We start from the raw sequence: 22,549 nt of genomic DNA, 5'->3' as shown, positions 1-22,549 counted from the left end.
ACGATCGAACCAACCCAATGTTTGCAACGAGCCGCACAGGCGACAGACATCACATACCCGTTTCGGGGTAGCGCCTTAACCGCGATGCCCCAACCGAATTGCTTGACGACCATAGAGCGTTGGAACCACCTGATCCCATCCCGAACTCAGCAGTGAAACGACGCATCGCCGATGGTAGTGTGGGGTCTCCCCATGTGAGAGTAGGTCATCGTCAAGCACCTAAAACCAAAACCCCAATCCGCAACCGCGGGTTGGGGCTTTGTCTTTTTCAGCTCACTGAAGCCTGGCGATCAGCTTGGAGAGCAGAGAGTGCTGAGTAGTCTTCCCCCAGGCTTCATGCAACTGACGAGCGGAACAGCGCTGGTTCGGCAGGCTGGAGATCGCACGGTTCAGCACTTTCCAGAGGCTTGTCGGCATTTGCGCAGGCTGGCGGAGTGGTTCGTTCTTCAGGCGCGCACCGCTTAGCTCCAGTAGCACACAGCCCAGCGAGTAAACATCCGCCGCGCTGCTGGCGGGCTCACCTTGCAAGATTTCCGGAGCGGCGTATCCGGGGGTCCAGGCTTTGAAGTGCTCTCGGTCAAGTTGTGGAAGCTGGTCCTGAGAACAGTGTCCGAGGCCGAAATCGAACAGACGAACACCCTCCTTGCCCGCCAGAATATTGCTGAGTTTGATGTCCCCGTGAACGGTGCCCCGCTCATGGCAATGGGCGACCGCAGCCAGCACGCTGCCGCCGATGCTGTGGATATCGCTCCATGCCAGGCCCTGTGGTTGGCGAAGGAGCAATTGATCCAGCGTGATGCCCTCGAGTAGTTCCATGACGATGAAGGGGTGCTCGCTTGCCGGGTCGATATCGAAATGCAGCACCCTGATTACATTGGGATGCTTCAGGCGCAGCGTGCGAGCGAACTCGCTGTGCAGGAGGGTCGGCGCGTCGGGGTATTCGGCGCACTCATTGTTCAGGGTCTTGATCGCGATCAGCGGGCAGGGATCTCCCAGCTGTTCACGTAGCAGGTCTCGCGCTCTGAAGACGGCGCCCATGCCACCTACACCGAGCAGTCGTTCCACCCGATAGCGATTGCATAACAGGTCGGGTACTGGCGGCAGGCATGTCGATCGCGGCTCCGTCTTTTTCGCGGTCGACTGCGCAAAGGCGAAATAGGTCATTTCCGGCTCAATGATGCCCGTCATTGGCGGACTCCCGATGGCATCTTGCGGACCACCACGGCGCTCAGATTGTCGCGCGCCGGGCCCTGCATAACGAAGTCGATCAGAAGATCTGCCGCCCGCTTCGGTGTCGGCGCCTTCAACGCCGCACCGAGTACCGCAGCCGGCGATGCCTGATGGATGCCATCACTGCACAGCAGGAAGCAATCGCCCGGGCGGACGTCGAACTCGACCGTGTCCAGTTCCAGATCGTTCGTTGCGCCCACGGCGCGGGTCAGTGCTTGGGAGGCTGGATGCTGGGCGGCCTGTTCGGCGCTGTATCGGTGTCTGTCGATCAGTTGCTGGGCCAGCGAGTGATCTCGCGTCAGCTGAAAGAGCCGCTGGTCCCGCCAGAGGTAGCATCGGCTGTCGCCTGCCCAAAGGCAGGCCCCGCGAAGTCCTTCGACCAGCAGCACGACCACAGTACTGCCCATGATCGAATCCTGCTGATCGGCCGCCAGGGTCAGATCCTGGCTTAGCCGCTGATTCAGTCCGACCAGCTCGGTACGCACCTCGGCAATGCGCTGTTCAAGCGTGCCATTCAATTGCAGTGCCGACAGTCCCTCGATGATGCTGCGGCTGGCCAGCGCCCCGTTGGCATGCCCACCCATGCCGTCGGCAATGGCCCACAGACCCTGATCAGCGGCCGCCAGAAGCGCATCCTCGTTGCGCTGGCGTACCTTGCCGGTTTCGCTGCGCGCCGCGCTCTGCCATCCGCTCATTACAGGACCGCCGGCAGCTTGAAGCTGCGCAACAGCGACGGATCGAAGGGATTGGGCGAGCGCTGGCTGTGCAGCAGATACTGAGCGCGGCGTTCTTCCAGATGCGCCTTGAGCAGAAGCACATCCCTCCCGCTGTGGTGCTCCACCTGCAACTGATCGATCAGGCGGAACAGCGACCAGTGACCACTGTTCTTCTCCACGGCGAGGCGGCGGCCCCCGATCTCCTCGATCAGCACACTGGCCCTGCCGTCCAGGGTATGGTCTGGCCAGCGGAACGAGGTTTGCGCGATCGGACCATGGCGGTACTCGTGCTGCTGATTGCCCAAGCGGAACTCCGCGCGGCGCATGTTCGAATCGAGCAAATAAGATTCCAGCTTGAACTGCAGGCTGGGCTCCTCGGGATTCTCGGCGAAGAAGCTGCGGCGGATGTCCTCCGCCTTGCCCAGCTGAGCTAGGAAATGCGGGGAAAGGGGCAGGCCACGACCATCGACCAGTCGCAATTTCAGTTGGTTGCCGCTGCCGGTCACGAAGGGGCGCACATAGCCCTCGAAGAAGCGGTCAGCCACCCCCTTGCTCTTGAAAAACTCGCGGAAGTCGGCCAGGGAGACTTCGCTCTGGCTACGGGCCTCGAACGGGTAACGCTGCCTCAGGGCGCCCTGGTAGAAGGCGTACAGCTCGGTCTGGTAGCGCTGGTTCAGGTGGTGCTGGGCTTCGCTGAGGATCAGCATCCAGCTGTCATCGGCCAGCAGTTCCAGCCAGCGCCCGATCGGCTTGGGCATCCGCGCCGCATTGCTGCGCAGCTGACTGAGGGCGTCGCTACGGCCGTTCATGCGCTGGCGAGCCAGTTCGAATGCGGTCTGTTCCGGCTGGCTGGCCTGAGCCAGTGTGCTGAGCAGGGTGTGCAGATCATCCAGGGCCTGCAAGCTGTTGGCGAGTTCGGGACCGGCTGCGCCGCCGTCGTCCAGCAGCCGATGCAGGGGCGCGAAGTGGCGTTCCATGGCCTTGCGAGCACTGTCCGGTACGGCGCTGGCGAGCGGTGTACCCAATGCTGTGGCGGCGGACAACAGCTCGCCGGCGGTTTCTGTGCTTGCCGCCGGCCCACTGAATAGCGTGTTTTCCCGCAGCTGAACCAGCAGCTGCAGCAGCGGCGAGCTGGGCGAGCCCAACCCGGCGACCAGACGTGCCCCCTGCGCGGCGTTGCCCACGGGCTCTGGCTCCATTTGCTCCAGCGCCTGCGACCAGTGGTAGGCGTAGTCGCGGAAGTACAGCTGCTCCACGTCGGCCAGCAGGCGGCCCAGATCATGCGGACTCAGGCCCGCGCTCTCACCCAGCACCCAGTTGTCGCGCAGGATCTCCTCCATTCGGCGTGGCCCTTGGGCGAGCAGGTAGTGTCGATAGCCGCGTTGGGTGTAGAGGCCGGGTATGGCATGGTCGCTGCCATTGAGCAGGGGGGCCTGCGGGCCGAGATGCTGGTGGAAGCGGTACTCCGGCAATTGCTGGGCCTGTTCGCGCAGTGCGCGGTACACCACTTCGGCCAGCGACTCGCTGCGCAGCGTCTGGCGAGCCTGGGCCACCAAGGCCGCGTCGATTGGTTGTGCGGCAAACGGCTCGGCCAGCAAACGTTGAAAGTGACCGTTCAGGGCTGCCTGTACGGTCGCCTCCCCCGGGTGGCGCCGTGACCACTCCGCCGCCAGCCGGTCGGCGAGGAAGCCGGCGTCCCGCCGCTCGGGCAGATTGAGCATCAGGTAGGCGCGCAGGCTGGCCAGCAGGGCATCGCGGTCTGTCCGCTGCACCAGCTGTGTTTCCAGAAGCTGGCGCACCCGAGGCAGCAGCAGGCGTTCCAGGTCACGTCGATAGTTGTCGGTCACCACCGGCTCCGCCTGGCTGCGCTGGTACAGGCCGCCGCGCTGCACCAGGGGCACCTCGCTGCTGTCGGGGAAAACCTGGGTAGCGGCATGACTGATGTCCAGTACTTCCAGCAGCCGATGGATGTCGTCATGGGCGTCCAGTTGCTCGCGGGCGGGCAGCAGGCTGTCGGCAGTCTGCCGCAGACGCTCGAGGCGAGCCTGGTTGTCCGAGAAGGCGTTGGCCCAGAGGACGGCCATTGCCAGCACACTGCCCAGCGCCGCGGCATAAAGCCCTCGTTGCCCCCAGGCCATGCGCCGCGCGGTCTGGCCGTCGAGGCTGGCCAGCGGCGCCTCGGGGAAGATCACCTTGGCAAACAGATCATGGATGAAGCGGGGCTTGCCGGTGTGCAGGCTGGGCAGCAGGCTGCCGGCCAGACCGAGCTGCTGGCCAATGCCGAGGGTCACCGGATCGAGCCCGCCCGCCAACTGCGGTGCACTTATGAAATAGAGGCCACGCAGCTGGCTGGCCCGCTGGTAGCGATTGCCGGCGAAGGCCAGCTCGACGAACAGGCACAGCTGCTCGCCCAGCTGGCCAAGCTGATGGGGAAAGTCGAGGATGCGCCCGCGCCGCACCGTATCCCGCTCTTGATGCATGCGTGGAATCACCTGGTGATTCAGCCGTCGCAGCAGTGTTTCGAGTTCCGCGCGCAGGGTCGCCTGCTCGGTGGCGGACTGCCCGGGACGGAAGGTCATGCCCAGTACCTGGTCGGCCTCCTCGCGTGACAGCTGATCGAAGGACTCGGCGAAGCCCGGCACCTTGTCCGCCTTGCCGAGCACCAGGTACACCGGCACGTCGATGCCCAGTTGCTGATGAATCTCCTGCAGGCGCTGGCGGGTCTGGCGCGCCAGGTATTCAAGCGCCAGTTCGTCGCCGCTCTGCAGCACATCCACCGGCAGGTTCACCAGCACGCCATTGAGCGGCCGGGTGCGACGCCGGCGCAGCAGGTGCAACAGCGTCTGCCAGCCCAGGCTGTCCACCGCCGGGTCGGGTTGGCTCAGATAGCGGCCGGCCGTGTCGATCAGCACCGCCTGTTCGGCGAAGTACCAGTCCGCGTACAGGGTGCCGGCGACTTCCCGAGTCAGACGCTGCTCCGCGCCCTGATTGAGCGGGAACTCCAGTCCGGAGAAATCCAGCAGGCTGGTCTTGCCGCTGCCCTGCGGGCCGATCAGCAGGTACCAGGGCAGCTCCTCGCGCCATTTTCCGCCGTGCCCCTTGAGCGTGCGCAGGGCCTCGCGATAGCGATGGCGCAATTCGGCCTGCTCCTCGCCGATGAGGCTTTGCTGACGTAGCGACTCCTGGGCTTGCTCGGCGCTCTGCGCGCGGCGCTGGCGCTGTTTGCCGCGCCAGTCGGCGAACGCCAGGGCCAGCCCCCACAGCAGCACCAGCAGGCCGATGCTGGCCAGACGGCTGAGCGGCGAGGCCCAGAAGCGCTGCTCGGCAATCGCCAGCAGCGGGCCGACGAACCAGATCAGCAGGCTCGCCAGCAGCACCAGCAGCAGGCTCCAGACCCAGGTCCGCGCCAGGAAACGGCCGATCCGGGCCGCGTATTGCTTGATGTCCATGTCACTTCATCCCTGACTGCGTGGAAAACTCAATTGCCGCGTCCGTGCCCAGGTAGGGCTGCAGCGCGTGGTCGCGCTGCGCCCCCAGCGCCCAGGCGAAGCTCACATACAGCACGCCCAGGCAGGCCACGGCGGCCAGCGCCACCTTCCAGGCCGGCACGTTGAACAGCGGCCGCCGCTGGCCGCCCGTCAGTCCCTCCCAGTGCGGCGAAAGCTCGCGCGGCACATCGCCGTGCAGCTGGCGAATCTGCCGGTACAGCCCGTCGCGTACCGCCTCCAGCTCGAGCATGCCGCGCGGCAGCACGCGATAGCGGCCCTCGAAGCCCAGCGCCAGGCACAGGTACAGCAGTTCGAGCATGGCCAGGTGCTTGACCGGGTTGCGCGCCAGGCGTTCGAGCAGCTGGAAGACCTTCTCACCGCCGAAGGTCTCGTTGTGAAAGCCGCTCAGCAGGCTCAACTGCGACCACTCGCCGGCCACGCCCCAGGGCGTGGTCACCACGGCTTCGTCCAGTACGCTGCACAGTACGTAGCGGGCCGCCATCACCTGCGCGCTTTCCACGCCGTCCTGCAGGGCGCGGTACTCGAACTGGCGGATGGCGGCGCCCAGTTGCGCCTGCAGCGCGTGCAGGTCTTCGCCGTGCGGATTGCTTCTGATACGTACTGCCTCGGACAGCAGCGGCGCGGCCGCCGCCACCAGCGGGTTGAGGCTGACGCTGAAGGACTCGGCCGGCCGCACGCGCGCGGCGAAGACCATGCGCGCCTCCAGCTCGTCGTACCTGGGGGTGGCCCCGGCGTCGCTCAGCAGGCTGTCCGCCGCCGGCGGCTGGCCGTTGTGGCTGAGCACGACCGTCCTGCCGCTCGCTGTGTAATCCATCTCTCTCAATCCCTGATCGCCCAGAATTTCAGTTCCAGCCCGGTGAATTCACCGGACGCATGCAGCGCGAAGCCGCCCGAACGCTTCATCTGCTCCTGCTCGTCGGGGGTCAGCTCCAGCGCGAAGTAGGTCTTGCCGGCATGGAAGGGGATCTGCCGTGGCGCCACCGGCAGCGGACGCAGGCGGATGCCCGGCAGGTGCAGGTTGACCAGTTGGCGGATGTGCTCGACCGGGCCGATCTTCAGATGCGCCGGCAGGCGCGTGCGCAGCGACTCCGAATCGCACTCGGCGCTGGCGGCCAGCACGAACACCGCGCTGTCCAGCAGGCTGGCATCGTGCAGCGGCGTCACCTGAATGCCGTACTGCCGCTGCTGCAGCGGCAGCTCGATGGCGTGCTGCTCGAGCACCATCGACAGCACCTGGCGCAACGCGTCCAGCAACTGATGGAAGCTGGCGCCCTGGTCGCCATGCTGGTAGCGGCCCTCCAGGCGCGGGCGTTTGCTCTCGGCTGAGAAGGTCGCCAGCTCGCCGAAGAGGCACAGCAGTTCCCGGTATATCTGCACAGGATGCACCTGATCGACGCCCAGGTAATGGCGCAGCAGCGGCTCGTAGCGGTTGATCAGCTGCAGCATCATGAAATCCCCCACCTCCGCGCCGCCCACCTTGCCGGTGGCGCGGATGCGCTCGGCCAGGGTGTCGCCCCGGTGCGCCAGCATGGTGATCACTTCCTTGAGGCAGGACAGCAGGTAATCGCTGGCATGGAAGTGCAGGAAGCTGGGGATGAACGCCGCATCCAGGCTGATCACGCCGTCGGGCGTGGTATCCAGTACCTGGCACACCTTGAGCTTCACGAACAGCGCGTCGTTGTGCTGATCGCCCAGCTGCAGGCGGAAATCCGGCTGGCCGCAGCCGACCTGGCCGAGGCCGTTGTCGCCGGCGTTCGAGTCGGCCAGGTCGCGGTCCAGGGTGACGAAACGCGCCAGCACGTCCTTCTGCTCGGCCCGGCGGCTTTCGATGTGATTGCCGGTGGCCAGCGGCAGGGCCAGATAGACCGGCGTGCCGGTGGTGTTCGGCGCGATGTCCAGCACCAGCGGCGGCTGCTCGGGGCCGATGTCGAACAGCGTGCCGTCGGGCAGCAGACCGCTGGCCCGGCTCAGCACCAGCTTGCCCATGTTGAGGAACTGCCGGTCGATCTCCAGGCCGAAGAAACCCCACGGATAGTGCCCCAGGCGCTGGGTGCGGCTCTTCAGCTGGTGGTCGTGATAGCGGTCGTTCTGCTGGAAGTGCTGCGGCTTGAGCAGCATGCCTTCCTGCCAGATCACCTTGTCCAGGGCCATGTCAGTCGTCCTCCGGCTCGGGGGTATCCAGGCGCCGCACGCCCTGGTCGTCGAGATGCAGGCGCACCTTGTGCAGCGCCTGCTCCTCGAGCGGAATGACCTGGCGCCAGCGGGTTTCCTGCAGGTCGCGATAGGCGGCCAGCACGCCGACGTAGCGGCTGCCGGGCTGCACGCGCACCTTCAGCGCACGCCAGCTGCCCGGGCGCAGCTCGAACTCTTCCTGGGTGACGAAATCCGGCGCCAGCGCCTGGCGCGGGTTCTGATAGAGGGCGAAGAAATCCGCGTTCTCGAAGGCCGCCGGATGGCGCAGCTCGATCAGCCGCACCACGATCGGCGACGGCCGGCCGCCGAGATCGGGGTTCAGGCTGTTGCTCGCGGTGGCGAACATATCCAGCTTGGTCAGCGACGAGGAGCAGCCGCCCAGGCACAGCAGGGCGCCGAGCAGGACCAGGGGAGCGAGGCGAAACATGGACATCATCCTTGCGAGTCGGTGTTCAGGGTGGCGATCAGACGGACCTGTTCTTCATAGGCTTGAGCGAAGTCACGGGCGAACAGGCGCTGGCCCCAGTCGCCGTTCTGGTCCAGTTGGCGATGCTCGTGGCAGTACGCGCGCCAGCGGCTGCCGGCCGTGACCGGCCAGGGCTTGCGTTCATGGTCGCTGCGCGCGGCGATCCGCTGCGGTGCGAAGTGCTCGAACATGGCCTGCACCGCGGCGCGGCTGGCGGCCAGCATTGCCACCTGATGGGCCTGCAGGTCACGGAAGGCGTTGGCCACCGCCTGCTCGCCCTTCAACTGGCCGGATTTGGGGGCGCGCAGCAGGGCCTGCATTGCTTCCTCGCTGTTGACCGCGTGCTTGAGCGGGTTGTTGCCGGCGCTCTGCACGGTGGTCTGTTGCAGGCGCAGTTCGCCCTTGAGCTCGCTGCGGGTGCGCAGGCTCTGCTGCAACTGACCGACACACTGGCGCAGCAGGCGGGCGGCCTGCAGTGCCACGGCCTGACGGGCCGGTTCGTCGAACGTCTCCAGCGGCATGCCCAGCGCTTCGCCCAGCTGCTGCCAGAAATCATCCCGGCTCGCACGGACCGGCGCCGGCGTAGCGGCTGGCGTGGCGGCGGTCGCCGGCACCAGCCGCGGCACCAGCAGGCTTTCCGCCTCCACGGCGGCGTAGTCCCGCAGCGGCGCCTCGCTGGCGGCGAGGGACAGCGACAGATCGAGGTCATGGGCCGCCGTTTCCGCTGCCGTGGCGTCCAGCCCGGCCAGCGGGTCAAGCTCCAGAAAGGCATCGTCCGGAATGATGCTGGCGCTCGTCAGCAGCGCGTCCTCCTCCATCCCTGGCACCAGGCGGGCACGAATCTCCACATCGCCCAGGCAGAAGATGGCGCCATGTTCGATCTTCTGCGGCACACCCTTGATCAGGCTGGCGCCGTTGTCCTTGAGGCGGATGCCGTTGCTGCTGGTGTCGGTGAGGAAATAATCACCGTCCCGGTGAGTCACCCGGGCATGTCGCCCCGAGATGACCCGCTTGCTGTCGGCAATCACCCAGTCGCAGTCCGCCGCCCGCCCGATCACGCCGCCGCGCGCGGTGAAGCGGGCGCTGGAGGCCGGCCCGGCCCCGACCCTTTCGAAAACCAGTTCCATGGTTTGCACTCCCTTACTTGCGTTGAGCCGCCTGGGGTTCGCCCAGCGGGCGGTAGTCGCTGTCGCTCCAGCGCGGGTTGGCGCAGCCGGCGAGGGTCAGCACGGCTAACAGCCAGACGATTGAACGTGCGCGTATCGACATGGGATTCCTCCTTGAATGGATGAGCGGCTACCAGGAGCCATAGGGCACTCCGTGCCGCTCGATATAGGCTTTGGAAATTTCGTTGAGCGGGCGGTGTTTTCCGCCGGACTTGCCGCCGTAAGGTCCGACCTTGCTGACCGAGGCCTGGTAGCGGGTGATTTCGATATCGCTCAGGCAGGGGCCGGTCAGCCACGCCTTGACGATGCCGCCGGGCGCCAGGCCGAGAGTGATGCTGTCGCGGTACAGCCCATCGACCTCCTGGCCATCGAACTGGCAATAGGCCCGGTGCGGCTTGAGCATTTCCTCATGCACCCACTCGGGAATGCGGATGCGGGCGTTGTAGGTCTGGGGTTCAACCAGCGACTGCCAGGTTACGAAGATCAATTCGGGCAGGTCGATGCCGGTCATATGGCGGCCGGAGCCGAGGCCGACCTGTTTGGGCCACCCAGCGGGCTTGCCGTTCAGCAAGGGCGGGCGGCGCATGGAACTCACCCCCCCGGACACGTCCTCGTATACCCAGCCGTGGCGGTCGACCACATCAATGTGCTCCACCCAGGTGTCCATGTAATCGGGGGCCATAGTTCCGACAAACCAGGCGTCGTAGGGAAGATCGGGGCGGCTGGGCAGGTTTGAGCAGCCCGCGAGCACGCAGGCTAGGAGTAGCCAGAGGGGTTTCATGCTGGGTGGTCCTTCCGAGGTTGGTTGCCGTAAACCAGGCGGCCTTTCGGAGCGGGCTTGTTGATTAGCAGGCCCTTGAGGGGTGTCCAATGCGCGGATAGGTGGATGTAGCGAGCGTACAAGTGGCGCTCCTCCTCAAACGACAGGTTGAGGGCGGAGCCTTGTGCCGCAGCCAGAAGTTTTTGAGCAATGGCACCCAGATCGGCCGAAATCGCAAGGCGGGTATCGGCTGGGTCCAGTGGCTCCAGTGGGACGTCATTTGCGGTGGCGATCTGGTGCATGGCCTGCAAATACACTCGCGCCAGCTCACCCCTGACCTGGCGGTTCACTTCCAACAGCACCAGATGCCGCTCGGAACTGGCCGTCGAGCGCTGGCGCGAGGGCGACAGCGGTCGGGTGCCGATGCGCAGGGAGCCGGCCGGCAATCCTTGCAGTTCCAGTTGCTCGGCCTCGGCGAGGGCTTCCTGCCAGGCTTTGCTCTGCTCGGGCGAGCGGCCCCAATAAAGCAATACGGGTCTGGGTTTGCCGATCAGCAGCCTTTCGGTCATCAGCGGCGGATAGCCACCGCCGATATCCGAATGGGCGCCCGGCAACTCGATCTCCTGATGACCTGGCGCAACGCTGTTGAGTGCAAAATTCCAGCGCTTCTCGTCACGGGCGGTCAGGTGCACCACCTTGCGCGCGCAATCGGGGGGCAGATACAGATTGAGTCCCGGATTGTCATCGTTGGCCGGGCTGAAATCGCCCTCCAAGGGGGCCACCAGGGCGGCCACGGTATCGAACAGGCCGATGAAGTTGAGGCGTACCCGGTTCCAGCTGAAGTCGGGAGCAAAGCCGGCAGTCTGGGGGCTAAGCAGCCCGGCGAGCACGCCTTTTTCAGCCTTGAGCACTTCGTTGGCGAAATGCCGGGCGGCGGCGCCGCCGCGGCTGAAGCCGAAGATGTCGAACTCAACTGCGTCGACCAGGAGCGCGGGATTTTTTCTCAACAAGTCCCGCAACTGGCGGCTGATGTGCGTGGGGCTGTCTTGCACCCTGGCCAGCACGCCGGTTGTCCCGCCCCCGGTGCCCTGGCCAATCAGTGAGTCCGCATCACCGCTGGTTGTACCGATACCTTCCAGATACGCCTTGATGCACGCCGAGGTCTCGCCCGCACTCAAGGCGCGGTTGGCATCGTCCTGATACAAGCGAAACAGTTCAGCCACATTGCTGTGGGCATTGCCGTAGCTGTTATCCGGCGTGCGACGAAACACGCCGTTTTCATCCGGGTCGTCAAAACCGAACCTGCGGCAATAGTCGATGGCGCCCTGCAGCGTGTCTGGATCGAGCAGCGTCTGGTCATCCCGACGGCATTGTTCGGTCAACCCGGAATTTGCTGTGTTGTTTCCAGTGCCATCGAAAAACACGCCAATGCGCAACGTGATGCGCTGCTCGGCGGTTTCTTCCGGTTGCACCCGCTCCTCTTCCTGCGCTTCGGTTTCTTCTTCCAGTGACTCGGCTTCCTCTTCTTCCCAGCGCGCTTCCTGCGCTTCGATCTCAGGCTGCGAGGCGGGAGGTTGAGCGGGGGCCTGCAGTGATTTGCTGGGCTGCGCCGTCCCTGGAACGCTCGCCAGCACCGGCATCAGAACCTGCGCGCCGGAGCCGTGGCCCGCATTGCCGCCCGAGTTGAGGCGAATCTGCACGCCGCTCAGGCTCACGCCGGAGGGGTCGAGTTTCAGCCAGCTGCCCCCGGCGGCGAGGCTCATTTCCTGGTCGGCATCGATAACCAGCTTCTTGCCCGCGAACAGATGGATTTCCCGCCCCGCATCGACGAACCGGCCTTCGCCGACCTTCACATGCTGGCTGGCGCCCACGGTCAGGTGATCATCGGCCTTCAGCTCGGTCATGCGAGCCTGATGGACCAGGCGGTGCTCCTCGCCCTGCACCTCCAGAAGACAATTGGCACCGATATGCTCATGCTGCTCATGGCCCACGTAGAGATGATGGTCATGGCCGATGTGCTGCTCCCAATCGCGTTGCGCGTGCAGGTAGATCTGCTCCGCGTCCTTGCGGTCATCGATGCGTACCTCGTTGAAGCCTTCGCCACCGGGTGTGCTCTGGCTTCTGAACACGCTGCGAGTCTTGTGCTCCGGGAGGGGATAAGGAGCCGGAAGCTCCGCGTGGTAGAGGCAACCGGTGACCAGTGGCTGGTCGAGATCTCCTTCGAGAAAACTGACCAGTACCGACATGCCCACCCGCGGCACAGCCAGGGCGCCGTAGCGGTCACCCGCCCAACCGGATGCGACCCGCAGCCAGCAGGAGCTGTGTGCGTCGTTCTGGCCGTCACGGTCCCAGTGGAACTGCACCTTGATCCGGCCCAGCGCGTCGCAATGAATCTCCTCGCCTACCGGCCCGCATACCACGGCTCTCTGGACTCCTGGCAGTCGCGGCCTGGAAAGTGCCTGGGGGCGGAACGGGGTATCCCAGGGTGTCGCCTTGAAGCGGTTGCGGTAGCCCGGAATGGCCCCGTCGCGCACCGCATCGCCATAGGCTTCCAGTACCTGTGGCTGACGCCCTTCGTGTTGTATTTCGGTGAGCAGCCACAGCTGGTTCCAGTCCCGGCGGGGATGTTCCTGCAGGTCGAGAAAATAACCGCTGGCCAGCTGCGGCTGATCGCTTTCGCCCTGGGCCAGCACGACATCATGGCGGTGTGCTTCCAGAGCACGTTGAGCCCGTTGGCGCCCGCGATCCCGGTCGCGGAATCCTCCCGGATAGCGATAGTCCTCGCGCTGCCCGCGTTGCGCGGTGCTTTCCAGGTGCAGGCGGGGCTGCAGGAAATCGTGATCGCGCAGGGCCACCGTCTCGGTGCGCGACTCCAGGCGCACCGAGAACGCCTGGATGGTGGGCTTCCCGCATGCCTGGCCCGAACCCGGGACATAGGGGGCCGGCTGGCCGAGGCAGGGAAAGGCAGTCTGATCATCGCCAAACACCAGCCGGTGGCCATCCGTGCTGTGTTCGAAGTGATAGTGCAGGCCTTCCTCGGCACACAGGCGCTGCAGGAAATCGAGGTCCGTCTCGGCGTACTGCACGCAGTACTGGCGCGCCGGGTAGTGGCTGCCCAGCTGGAAGCCCCGGCGATCAGCCGGAATACCATGCTCGTCGAGCAGCGTTTCCAGGATCTGCGGGACCGTGCGCTCCTGGAAGATGCGGCAGTTGCGGCGCAGGGCGAGCCGCAGCAGGTGGGGTCCCAGGTCGAGTCGATAGTGACTCAGCGCCGGGCTGCACGCCGTCTGCTCGATGCGTTGCACCAGGCCGTGAATGCCCCTGCCCTGCGCCGTATCCAGGCACAGAAAGGCTGGCTGCTGCAGCAGCGCCGCGAAATCCACATCAGGGTTGGGGCTGACCAACTCCAGGCTGAAGCGGTAGGGCTGGCTGACGCCTTCGTGTCCGACGAAGGCGAGTACCTGCAGGTCGTCGGCACCATTGGCAAGGTGCAGGGTGAAATCGGGGTGGGCCATGACTCCTCCGTGACTCACAGCCGCGCCGGGCCGATGCCTAGGCGTTCCATGCGATACAGCAGCGTGCGGCGCGGCAATCCCAGCTCCCGAGCCGCCTGGCTCTGGTTGCCGCCGGTGCGGCGCAGGCAGTCGAGGACCAGGCTGCGCTCCACCTGCTCCAGGCGCTCGCGCAGGGTCTGGGCGGTGCGCGGACTCGCCGGGGCCAGGTTGAGATGCTCCGGCCGCAGCTCGTTGCCCTCGCAGAGCAGCACGGCCCGTTCGACCAAGGCCTTGAGCTCGCGCACATTGCCCGGAAAGTCATGCCCGCTCAGTGTGGCCAGGGCATCCTCGCTCCAGCGGCAGGCATTGCGCTGCAGGAAGGCGCAGGCCTTGTCGGTGAAGTGCCGGGCCAGCTTGAGCAGGTCGTCGCCGCGCTCGCGCAGCGGCGGCAGGTCGATGGGAAAGCTCGCCAGGCGATAGAACAGGTCTTCCCGGAAGCGTCCCGCGGCCACTTCGCCCGGCAGGTTCCGGTGGCTGGCGGCGATGATGCGCACATCCACCCGGTGCGTCCGCGTGCTGCCCAGCGGGCGCACCTCGCCCTCCTGCAACACGCGCAGCAGCTTGGCTTGCAGGCTGAGCGGCATGTCGCCGATCTCGTCGAGGAACAAGGTGCCGCCATCGGCGGCATCGAACAGGCCCCGGTGGTCGCGGTCGGCGCCGCTGAAGGCGCCTTTGCGGTAGCCGAACAGCTCGCTTTCCAGCAGGTTCTCCGGCATGGCCGCACAGTTCTGCACCAGGAACGGCTGGCTGCGTCGCGAACCGTGGTCGTGGATGGCGCGGGCCACCAGTTCCTTGCCGGTGCCGGTTTCCCCGCGCACCAGCACGGTGATCGGCACGTGCAGCACCTTGCCGAGCAGCTGGTAGACGCGGCGCATGCCGGCACTGTCGCCGATCAGGCCGTAGGCGTTGCCGGTAACGGTCGGGCCGCTGGCGGCGGCCGCGCTGGCCGCCTCCGTGCGGACCGGCTCGGCCCGTTGCAGCAGGCGCAGCTGGTTGATGACGAAGCCGCCCAGCTCGGCCAGCAGCGCAGCGGCGGTCAGATCGCGGCGCTGGCGGCTGGCGCTGACCAACAGGCCCGCCACCTGCCCCTGGGCATCCGGCAGCGGCAGGCACAGCAGGCTGCGCCAGGGCCGCAGGCTGGCGGGCAGGAACCCTGTGGCGTGCAGGCTGGCGTCCAGTTCGTCGAGGGCCAGGGTGCGGTTCTGGCACAGGCAGTACTGCAGTAACTGCTCGCCGCGGTAGTCGCTGGGCAGGCTGGTGGCCGAGTGAACGGACACTTGGCCATCGAGGGATTCGGCGCTGAGCGTCAGGCGCGTGTGGCTGTCGTCGAGCAGGTACAACTGGCTCAGCTCGCTGCCGGCCAGCCGTGAGCTGGTGTCGACCAGCGTCTCCAGCAGCGCTTCCCGGCTGGCGCTGCGGGCCAGGCGGATCAGCGAGAGCAGCGGCATATCCGGCTGCGTCCAGGCTTCAAAGGCACTCACAGTTCAGCCCTCCGTCGTGGTCCAGGCCGACATGCAATTGTTGCAATGACGCACCGGTGGCCAAGGCCTCCAGCAGCTGGTTGACCACCAGCGGCTGCAGGTGCCGGTCGAGCAACTGATCGATCAGCCGGGCACCGCTGTCGCCCTGCTTGCAGCGCTCGGCCAGCTGCGTCACCAGCGCGGGGCTGTGGCTGAAACGCACCTGGCGCGCGGCCAGGCGTGCGCCAAAGCGCGCCAGCTTGAGTTCGATCAGCTCGTGCAGCAGCGCGTCGGACAGTGGGTAGTAGGGCACCACCTGCATGCGCGCCAGCAGCGCTGGCTTGAAGTGCCGGGATAGCGCCGGGCGAATGGCCTGTTCCAGGCTGTCGGCATCCGGTCGCTGTGTGTCGTCCGCGCACCGCTCGGCGATCTGCTCGCTGGCCAGGTTCGAGGTCAACAGGAACACGCAGTTGCGGAAGCTGATCTCCCGCCCCTCGCCGTCGTTGGCCATACCCTTGTCGAAGATCTGGTAGAAGAGGTTCAGCACGTCCGGGTGGGCCTTCTCCACCTCGTCGAGCAGGATCACCGAGTAGGGCTTCTGGCGAACCGCCTCGGTCAGCCGGCCGCCCTCGCCGTAGCCGACATAGCCGGGCGGCGCGCCGATCAACTGGGACACCGTATGGCGCTCCTGGAACTCGGACAGGTTGAGGGTGGTGAGGAAACGCTCGCCGCCGTACAGCAGGTCGGCCAGCGCCAGGGCGGTTTCGGTCTTTCCCACGCCGCTGGGACCGACCAGCAGGAAAACCCCGGTTGGCGCCTCCGGGTTGCTCAGCCCGGTGGCGCTGGCGCGCATGGCGCGGTCCAGCGCCTGTACCGCCTGTTCTTGGCCACGGATGCGCTGGCGCAGGTCGTCGGCGAAGCTGGCGATGCGGGTGTTGTGTTCCTGGGCCAGCTGCGTGGCGGGAATGCCGGTCCAGTGGCTGATCACCTCGGCCACCAGGCGCGGGCTGACTTCGTGGCTGACCAGCAACTGCTGTGCCTGGGCGACGGCCAGCTCGGCCTGCGTGGCAGCCAGCGCCGCGCGGGTCTCTTCATCCGGCGCTTCAGCGCACTGCTGGCGCAGGTCCAGCAGGCGACTGGCCAGCTGGCGTTGCTGTTCCCAGCGGTCGGCCAGCTGGCGTTCCTCCTCGGCCAGGCTCTGCAGCTGTTGCCGCAGACGCTCCAGAACGTCCGAATCGGCAACCAGGCCCGCCGCCTGGTCGCGCTGCTGCGCCTCCAACTGGCGCTGCCCGGCCGCCTGCTCGGCGCGCAGCCGCTCCAGCGCCTCGGGCGGCGTGGCAAGGCTGATGCGCACCCGAGCGCAGGCAGTGTCCAGCACATCCACGGCCTTGTCCGGCAACTGGCGCCCGGTCAGATAGCGGGCCGACAGCTCGGCCGCGGCCTGCACCGCATCGTCGCGCAGGTAGACGCCGTGGCTGCCGGCATACACCGGCGCCAGGCCGCGCAGGATGGTGACTGCCTCGGCGACGGTGGGCTCGTGGACCTGCACCGGCTGGAAGCGCCGGGCCAGCGCCGGGTCCTTCTCGAAGTACTGCTTGTACTCGCGCCAGGTGGTCGCCGCGATGGTGCGCAGCTCGCCCCGCGCCAGGGCTGGCTTGAGCAGGTTGGCGGCGTCGCTACCGCCGGACTGGGCACCGGCGCCAATCAGCGTATGGGCCTCGTCGATGAACAGGATGACTGGCGTGGGCGCGGCGGATACCTCGTCGATCACCGCCTGCAGGCGGCGCTCGAACTCGCCCTTGAGGCTGGCGCCGGCCTGCAGCAGGCCGAGATCCAGGGTCAGCAGCTCGACGCCGTGCAGCGCGGGCGGCACCTCACCCTGCACGATGCGCAGGGCCAGGCCCTCGACCAGCGCGGTCTTGCCCACCCCGGCCTCGCCGACCAGGATCGGGTTGTTCTTCCGTCGCCGGGTGAGGATGTCGATCATCTGGCGCAGCGCGGCGTCCCGACACAGCACCGGATCGAGCCGGCCGGCGCGGGCCTGGGCGGTGAGGTTGTGGGTGAAGCGGTGCAGGGCGGTATCGGCCGCGTGGCTCGGGCTGCTGGCCTGGGCCCGGGCGAACGCCAGCAGGCGCTCGACATTCAGGCGCGCCAGCAGCGGCTGGTAACGGGTGCCGGCATGGCGCAGCGGATTGCGCAGCAGGGCGAGCAGCAGGGCTGCCTGGTCGATGTGCGGCTGGCCCAGCTCCAGGGTGGCAAGCATCAGCGCGTCCTGCAGCCATTGCACCAGGCCGGCACAGAACACCGGGTTGCGGGTTTCCTCGCGCTCGCCGCGCGGCTGCAGGCTGGCGGCCAGTTCGCCAGGTGCCACGCCTGCATCCCGCAGGGCACGCAGCAGCAGGCTGTCGCCGCGCTCGAGCAGAACCAGCAGCAGGTCCTCCACCAGCACCTTGCCGCCGGCGCGGGCCACGCAGCGTTCGGCGGCCTGTTCCAAATCGCGCTGGCTGTCGGCGTCCAGCGCGCGGATGAGTTGTTGCAGGTCGACGGTCATCATCTCTCTATCCTTGAGCAGGGCTTAGGGTCACTTCAGCGGCGGAGCGGGGCTGGCCGAGCCAGCTGGTCCAGCCGAGGCGGCAGGGGTTGTGGGCGCCCAGGCCGAGTGCCGGACGGTGGTCTGTCTGCAGTTCCAGGCGGATGTCGTAATCCAGCGGGTCGCGCAGGGTGAAGCGCACCAGCGCCAGCAACGGCGCGTAGTGCGGGCCGTTGGGCAGGAATTCGTGGAAGCGTTCCCAGGACAGCCGGCGCACATGAATGCGGAACTTGCCGCTGCGGTCGCGCACCGAGTCGCCCAGCACCAGGTCGCTGCCCAGCCGGCTGTTGGCCTGGCCCAGGCGGCTCTGCTGCTCGGCCAGGATGCTCACCCGGCGCTCCAGGCACTGCTCGATGTGCACCGCCGGATGCTTGAAGTAGTAACGCAGTACCGACTCGATCAGCGCCGCCGAATGGGCGCGCAGGCTGAGCAAGCCCAGGTAGGGCAGCAGGCGTTTCCAGTTCAGCGCGGCGCTGGCGCGGATCGGCTCGCCGCCCAGGCCGATCAGCGCGAACAGCCGGGCGGAGAAGGGGTCCGTGGCGCCGGGGCGAAAGCGCGCGTGGTAGCGGTACTTCTCCCAGATCGGCAGCAGCAGCCGGTACAGGCGCTCGTTGAACAGGTCGAGGAAGTCGCGGGTCGGGTTGTCCTCGCCCAGCGCCTGTTCCGCGTAGAAGGCCGGCAGCGGCGAGCCGCTGCCGAACAGCCCCGGCAGGTTCACCTGCAGGCGCGCGCGCAGCTCGCCGTGTTCCTCGAAGAACTGCACCTGTTCGATGTCGGCGCCCGGAAAGCCCAGGCTGGGATTGGCCTGGAATTCAAGGCGCTGGTACAGACCGTCCTCGTCCAGCTGCGGATGCTGTTCACGCAGCCGTTCCAGCACCAGGCGCACAGCCTGGTAGAGGCTGTACTCGCGGATGCCACGGCTGAGCGCGGTCACAGCAATGGCTGCTGACCCATGCGCGGCGTCCATTGATACACCTCTCCCTGTGTGCTCTGCACGCGCAGCTCGTGGTACGAGTTGAGGCTGGTGTACAGGGCAAAGAATTCGTTGAGCACGGAGGCGAAGAGAAACAGCTCCCCCTCGCCGAGAAAGCCGTCCGCATCGAGCGTCAGCTCGGTGCGCACGCCGCGCACCGGCAGGCCGCGCAGCAGGCGGTCGACGTGCTGGTGGCGGATCTGCTTGAGTCCTTCCAGGCGGCGCTGGCTGACCCGCGCGGCGTGCTGGTCGTAATGGCGCGGCAGGTCGTAGGTGTCCAGGATCACCCGCAGCGCCTGCACGTCGGCCAGCGACAGGTAGTTGAGCGACAGGTTGGAAATCAGCTTCCACAGGTAGTCGCCCTGCAGTGGCGGTGCGTAGCAGGGCGTCACCGCGCCGATGTTGCGGAAGGTGAGAAACTGCGGCGTGCCTTCGCTGGGCAGGCAGATGTCGCCCGGCGCCAGCTCGCGCGGCAGGTCCTGGTTGGTGCAGGTCAGCTCGACGGACAGCGTCTCGTGGCGGTCCAGCCGGCGCGGGCTGAAGGCCAGCCAGGTTTCCAGGCCGTCGCCCACCGGCGAGGGGTGCTGGCGCACGCTGTACCAGGGCCGCGCCGTCGGGCTGTCGAAGCTGGCGTCGTGCTCGAAGGACTCGAACGGCACGTAGTCCTCGTAACCCATGCCGCCGGGTTTCCAGCCGGTGACCCGCTCCACGGCGAACACCCCGCAGTGCTTGGCGGCGAACTCGGCGGGGCGCAGCAGGTAGCGGTCCTGGCGGCCGTCCAGGCGGATCGGCATGGCGTCGTGGGCGAACAGGTTGACCACCGGTGTGCAGTACAGGCGCACGTTGTCCAGGCTCGGCCGGATGCGCTGCACGCCGGTCTTCTGGATATCGAAGCCGAGCAGCAGGCCGCGCGTGCGCTGGCGGGTCTCCTCGGGCAACTGGGCCAGGCGCTCGAGCCCGCCCACGTCGACGAACAGGAACTTGTCCGCAAAGGCGAAGAACTCCTGCAGGTGGCGGTAGCCGCGGAAGCTGTTGAGCGGGTAGGGCACCAGCGCCTCGTCCTCGCCGAAACCGGCCGGCTGCACGGCGTCGGTGTCCAGACGCACAGGCGGCAGCGGCTCGCCTTGCGCGTCCTGCAGCGGCTGCCCCTGTTCATCCAGCAGCACAACGTCGAGGCCGCCCAAGTGGCGCAGCAGGCTCAGGTACAGCAACTGGCTGATATAGCGTTCCCCGCTCAGGTGCAGGCGCAGGCGTTGCAGCGGCCATTCGCCCAGCTGGCCGGCGGTGAGGTCCAGACGCAGGTTGAGCCGCGCCCCCTGGCCCTGGATGGCGTAGTCGAGCCGGCTCAGGGCCAGCGGCAGCACCTCGATGGCGGCGGTGGTGCGAAAGCGGCAGCTCACGCCGTGCAGCGGTCTGGCCTCGACCGCCGTGCCGGCCGCCACCGGCTGGCTGGCGGCGCGCTTCAGGGGATCGAACTGCAGCATGCTGAAGGCCGGCAGCGGACGCAGGTAGTTGGGCCAGAGCAGCTGCATCAGCGAATGGGTCAGCTCCGGCAGCTCGTCGTCGAGCTTCTGGCGCAGCCGTCCGCCGAGGAAGGCGAAGCCCTCCAGCAGTCGCTCGACATCCGGGTCGCGGCCGCTCTGCCCGAGGAACGGCGCCAGCGCCGGATTGCGCTCGGCAAAGCGCCTGCCGAGCTGGCGCAGGGCGGTGAGCTCGCTCTGGTAGTAGTGGTTGAAGGACATGGGCGCGCTCAGCCGATCAGCACGGTGGGCGAGCCTGCCGTCACCGTATTGCCATGGCTGCCGATGGCGCCCTGTACCGCCGCTGGCTGCCCATTGACCAGCACGGTGGCCGAGCAGCCGGCCGCCAGCGTGGCGCCGCAACCCGTGGGATCGCCCAGGCGCGCAGCCGGCAGGCCATCGAGCAGCACATCCGGCGAGCCGGCGGCGATCGGCGTGCTGCCGTGGCCGGGCAGCGGACAGACGGTGGAATCGCCCAGGCGGGCGGCGGGTTTGCCTGACATGTTGGTGTACTCCCTTACTCGACCTGCATCTGGCCGCTGCCTTCCAGGCTGGCGGCGAAGCGCACTTCGCGCTGCACCCCGGCCACGTCCAACCGGGCTTCGATGGCGAAGGCCAGGCGCTGCGGATCGCCATGCCGGGGCAGGGCGGCCACGCGCACCTGGCTCAGGCGCGGCTCGTAGGCGGCGATGAAGCGTTGGATGGCGATGCGCGCCTGCTGCAGGGTGTCGTGCAGCGACAGGCGTTGATCATTGAGATCCGGCAGGCCATAGTCGGGCAGCGTCTGCACGCCACCGGCGCGGGTGCTGAGCATCCGCGCCAGATGGGCCGCCACGGAATCCATGACGGCCTGTTCCTGGCTCCAGCCGTTGCGGCGCCGGGCGCTTTCGCAATCCAGGCGCTCGAACAGGCTGCCGTATCCCGACATCGCTTAGTCCTTGTCCAGCTTGCCGACCAGCGACAGGGTGAAATCGGCGCCCATGTACTTGAAGTGCGGCCGCACATTGAGCGTCACCCGGTACCAGCCCGGCTCGCCGGCCACCTCGTTGACCACCACCTGGGCGGCGCGCAGCGGACGGCGGCTGCGTACTTCCGGATTGGGGTTCTCCTGGTCGGCGATGTACTGGCGAATCCAGGTGTTCAGCTCGCGTTCCAGGTCGGAGCGTTCCTTCCAGGCGCCGATCTGTTCGCGCTGCAGCACCTTCAGGTAGTGGGCCAGGCGATTGACGATGAACAGGTAGGGCAGCTGGGTGCCGAGCTTGTAGTTGAGCTCGGCCAGCCGGCCTTCCTCGCTGGTGCCGAAGAACTTGGGTTTTTGCACCGAGTTGGCCGAGAAGAACGCCGCGTTGTCGCTGCCCTTGCGCATGGTCAGGGCGATGAAGCCCTGTTCGGCCAGTTCGTACTCGCGACGGTCGGAAACCAGCACCTCGGTGGGAATCTTGGTCTCGATCTCGCCCATGCTCTCGAAATGGTGCAGCGGCAGGTCATCCACCGCGCCGCCGTTCTGCGGGCCGATGATGTTCGGGCACCAGCGGTACCTGGCGAAGCTCTCGGTCAGGCGGGTGGCCATGGCGTAGGCGGTGTTGCCCCACAGATAGTGCTCGTGGCTGCCGGCGACGTTCTCCTTGTAGACGAAGCTCTTCACCGGGTTTTCCTGGGGATCGTAGGGCGTGCGCAGCACGAAGCGCGGCAGGGTCAGGCCCACGTAGCGGGCGTCCTCCTGCTCGCGGAAGCCCTGCCATTTGGCGAATTGCGGGCCTTCGAAATGGTCCTGCAGGTCCTTCACGTCGGGCAGGCCGGTGAAGCGCTCCAGGCCGAAGAAGGCCGGACCGGCCGCCGCGATGAACGGCGCGTGGGCCATGCTGGCGACACTGGCCACGTATTGCAGGGTCTTGATGTCCGGCGCGCTGGGGTCGAAGTAGTAGTTGGCGATCAGCGCGCCGACCGGCTGGCCGCCGAACTGGCCGTACTCGGCGGTGTAGACGTGCTTGTACAGCCCGGACTGGACCACCTCGGGGCTGTCCTCGAAATCTTCCAGCAGGTCCTGCTTGGAGGCATTGAGGATCTCCAGCTTGATGTTCTCGCGGAAGTTGGTGCGCTCGACCAGCAACTGCAGGCCGCGCCAGGCCGATTCCAGCGCCTGGAGCTGCGGGTGGTGGAGGATCTCGTCCACCTGCCGGCTGAGGGTGGCGTCGATCTCGGCGATCATGCGATCGACCAGCGCCTTCTTCACCGGCTCGTTGTGGTTCTGCGGCTTGAGCAGTTCGGCGATGAAGGCGGACACGCCGCGCTTGGCGATGTCGTAGGCCTCGTCATCGGGGCTCAGGCGGGTCTGCGCGATGATGCGGTCGAGAATGCCGCCATCGGCGGACGTGGCGCCGTCGCGGACGGCGGCTGCGGGAGTGGTCATCG

Annotated in this window: 17 protein-coding genes and 1 rRNA gene; 1 reads left to right on the top strand and 17 read right to left on the bottom strand. The window is 66.9% G+C overall.

Features of this window, described 5'->3' with window-relative positions:
- Positions 1-101: 101 nt before the first annotated feature.
- Positions 102-217, top strand: a 5S ribosomal RNA gene (gene rrf, locus SF06_RS10980).
- Between the two features lie 56 nt (positions 218-273).
- On the opposite strand, the gene SF06_RS10975 is transcribed toward rrf, so the two are convergent.
- The 17 genes from SF06_RS10975 to tssC are packed head-to-tail and all read right to left on the bottom strand — an operon-like array spanning position 274 to position 22,547.
- Positions 274-1,188 (bottom strand): serine/threonine protein kinase, encoded by a 915-nt coding sequence (locus SF06_RS10975; protein WP_027590246.1) that lies wholly within the window; start codon positions 1,186-1,188, stop codon positions 274-276.
- Entirely contained in the window at positions 1,185-1,925 is a 741-nt protein-coding gene (locus tag SF06_RS10970; protein ID WP_039561380.1) for a PP2C family protein-serine/threonine phosphatase, read from the bottom strand. Before SF06_RS10970 ends, SF06_RS10975 begins: the two co-directional genes overlap by 4 nt.
- On the bottom strand, positions 1,925-5,389 hold the full coding sequence (gene tssM, locus SF06_RS10965) for a type VI secretion system membrane subunit TssM (RefSeq protein WP_039561390.1): 3,465 nt from the start codon (positions 5,387-5,389) through the stop codon (positions 1,925-1,927). Before tssM ends, SF06_RS10970 begins: the two co-directional genes overlap by 1 nt.
- A gap of 7 nt (positions 5,390-5,396) precedes the next feature.
- On the bottom strand, positions 5,397-6,269 hold the full coding sequence (gene icmH, locus SF06_RS10960; protein ID WP_039561378.1) for a type IVB secretion system protein IcmH/DotU: 873 nt from the start codon (positions 6,267-6,269) through the stop codon (positions 5,397-5,399).
- A gap of 5 nt (positions 6,270-6,274) precedes the next feature.
- A complete protein-coding gene (tssK, locus tag SF06_RS10955; RefSeq protein WP_039561377.1) occupies positions 6,275-7,606 on the bottom strand; it encodes a type VI secretion system baseplate subunit TssK in 1,332 nt (443 codons plus the stop codon).
- Between the two features lies 1 nt (position 7,607).
- On the bottom strand, positions 7,608-8,075 hold the full coding sequence (gene tssJ / locus SF06_RS10950) for a type VI secretion system lipoprotein TssJ (RefSeq protein ID WP_039561375.1): 468 nt from the start codon (positions 8,073-8,075) through the stop codon (positions 7,608-7,610).
- Positions 8,076-8,080: 5 nt separating this feature from the next.
- Positions 8,081-9,241, bottom strand: a complete 1,161-nt coding sequence (gene tagH / locus SF06_RS10945; protein ID WP_039561374.1) for a type VI secretion system-associated FHA domain protein TagH — start codon at positions 9,239-9,241, stop codon at positions 8,081-8,083.
- 13 nt (positions 9,242-9,254) lie between these two features.
- Positions 9,255-9,383 (bottom strand): type VI secretion protein, encoded by a 129-nt coding sequence (locus SF06_RS18320; RefSeq protein ID WP_139182011.1) that lies wholly within the window; start codon positions 9,381-9,383, stop codon positions 9,255-9,257.
- 27 nt (positions 9,384-9,410) lie between these two features.
- A complete protein-coding gene (locus SF06_RS10940; RefSeq protein ID WP_027590239.1) occupies positions 9,411-10,061 on the bottom strand; it encodes a DUF2931 family protein in 651 nt (216 codons plus the stop codon).
- Positions 10,058-13,555: a type VI secretion system tip protein TssI/VgrG gene (gene tssI / locus SF06_RS10935; RefSeq protein WP_039561373.1), complete on the bottom strand. Its 3,498-nt coding sequence runs from the start codon at positions 13,553-13,555 to the stop codon at positions 10,058-10,060. The genes SF06_RS10940 and tssI overlap by 4 nt, the downstream gene beginning before the upstream one ends.
- Before the next feature lie 14 nt (positions 13,556-13,569).
- Positions 13,570-15,042 carry a sigma-54 interaction domain-containing protein gene (locus SF06_RS10930; RefSeq protein WP_039561389.1) on the bottom strand — a complete coding sequence of 491 codons (1,473 nt, stop codon included), beginning with the start codon at positions 15,040-15,042 and terminating at the stop codon, positions 13,570-13,572.
- A 19-nt stretch (positions 15,043-15,061) separates the two neighbouring features.
- A complete protein-coding gene (tssH, locus tag SF06_RS10925; protein ID WP_039561372.1) occupies positions 15,062-17,608 on the bottom strand; it encodes a type VI secretion system ATPase TssH in 2,547 nt (848 codons plus the stop codon).
- A 4-nt stretch (positions 17,609-17,612) separates the two neighbouring features.
- Entirely contained in the window at positions 17,613-18,611 is a 999-nt protein-coding gene (gene tssG / locus SF06_RS10920) for a type VI secretion system baseplate subunit TssG (RefSeq protein ID WP_039561371.1), read from the bottom strand.
- Positions 18,575-20,359, bottom strand: coding sequence for a type VI secretion system baseplate subunit TssF (gene tssF, locus SF06_RS10915; protein WP_039561368.1), 1,785 nt, complete (start codon positions 20,357-20,359; stop codon positions 18,575-18,577). The genes tssG and tssF overlap by 37 nt, the downstream gene beginning before the upstream one ends.
- An 8-nt stretch (positions 20,360-20,367) precedes the next feature.
- Positions 20,368-20,640, bottom strand: coding sequence for a PAAR domain-containing protein (locus SF06_RS10910; protein WP_039561386.1), 273 nt, complete (start codon positions 20,638-20,640; stop codon positions 20,368-20,370).
- 14 nt (positions 20,641-20,654) lie between these two features.
- Positions 20,655-21,065, bottom strand: a complete 411-nt coding sequence (tssE, locus tag SF06_RS10905) for a type VI secretion system baseplate subunit TssE (protein ID WP_039561367.1) — start codon at positions 21,063-21,065, stop codon at positions 20,655-20,657.
- A gap of 3 nt (positions 21,066-21,068) precedes the next feature.
- A complete protein-coding gene (gene tssC / locus SF06_RS10900) occupies positions 21,069-22,547 on the bottom strand; it encodes a type VI secretion system contractile sheath large subunit (RefSeq protein WP_039561365.1) in 1,479 nt (492 codons plus the stop codon).
- Positions 22,548-22,549: the final 2 nt, after the last annotated feature.

It is taken from the genome of Pseudomonas flexibilis, assembly GCF_000802425.1.
GTDB classification, from domain to species: domain Bacteria; phylum Pseudomonadota; class Gammaproteobacteria; order Pseudomonadales; family Pseudomonadaceae; genus Serpens; species Serpens flexibilis.
This window is presented reverse-complemented; position numbering and strand designations above follow the sequence as displayed.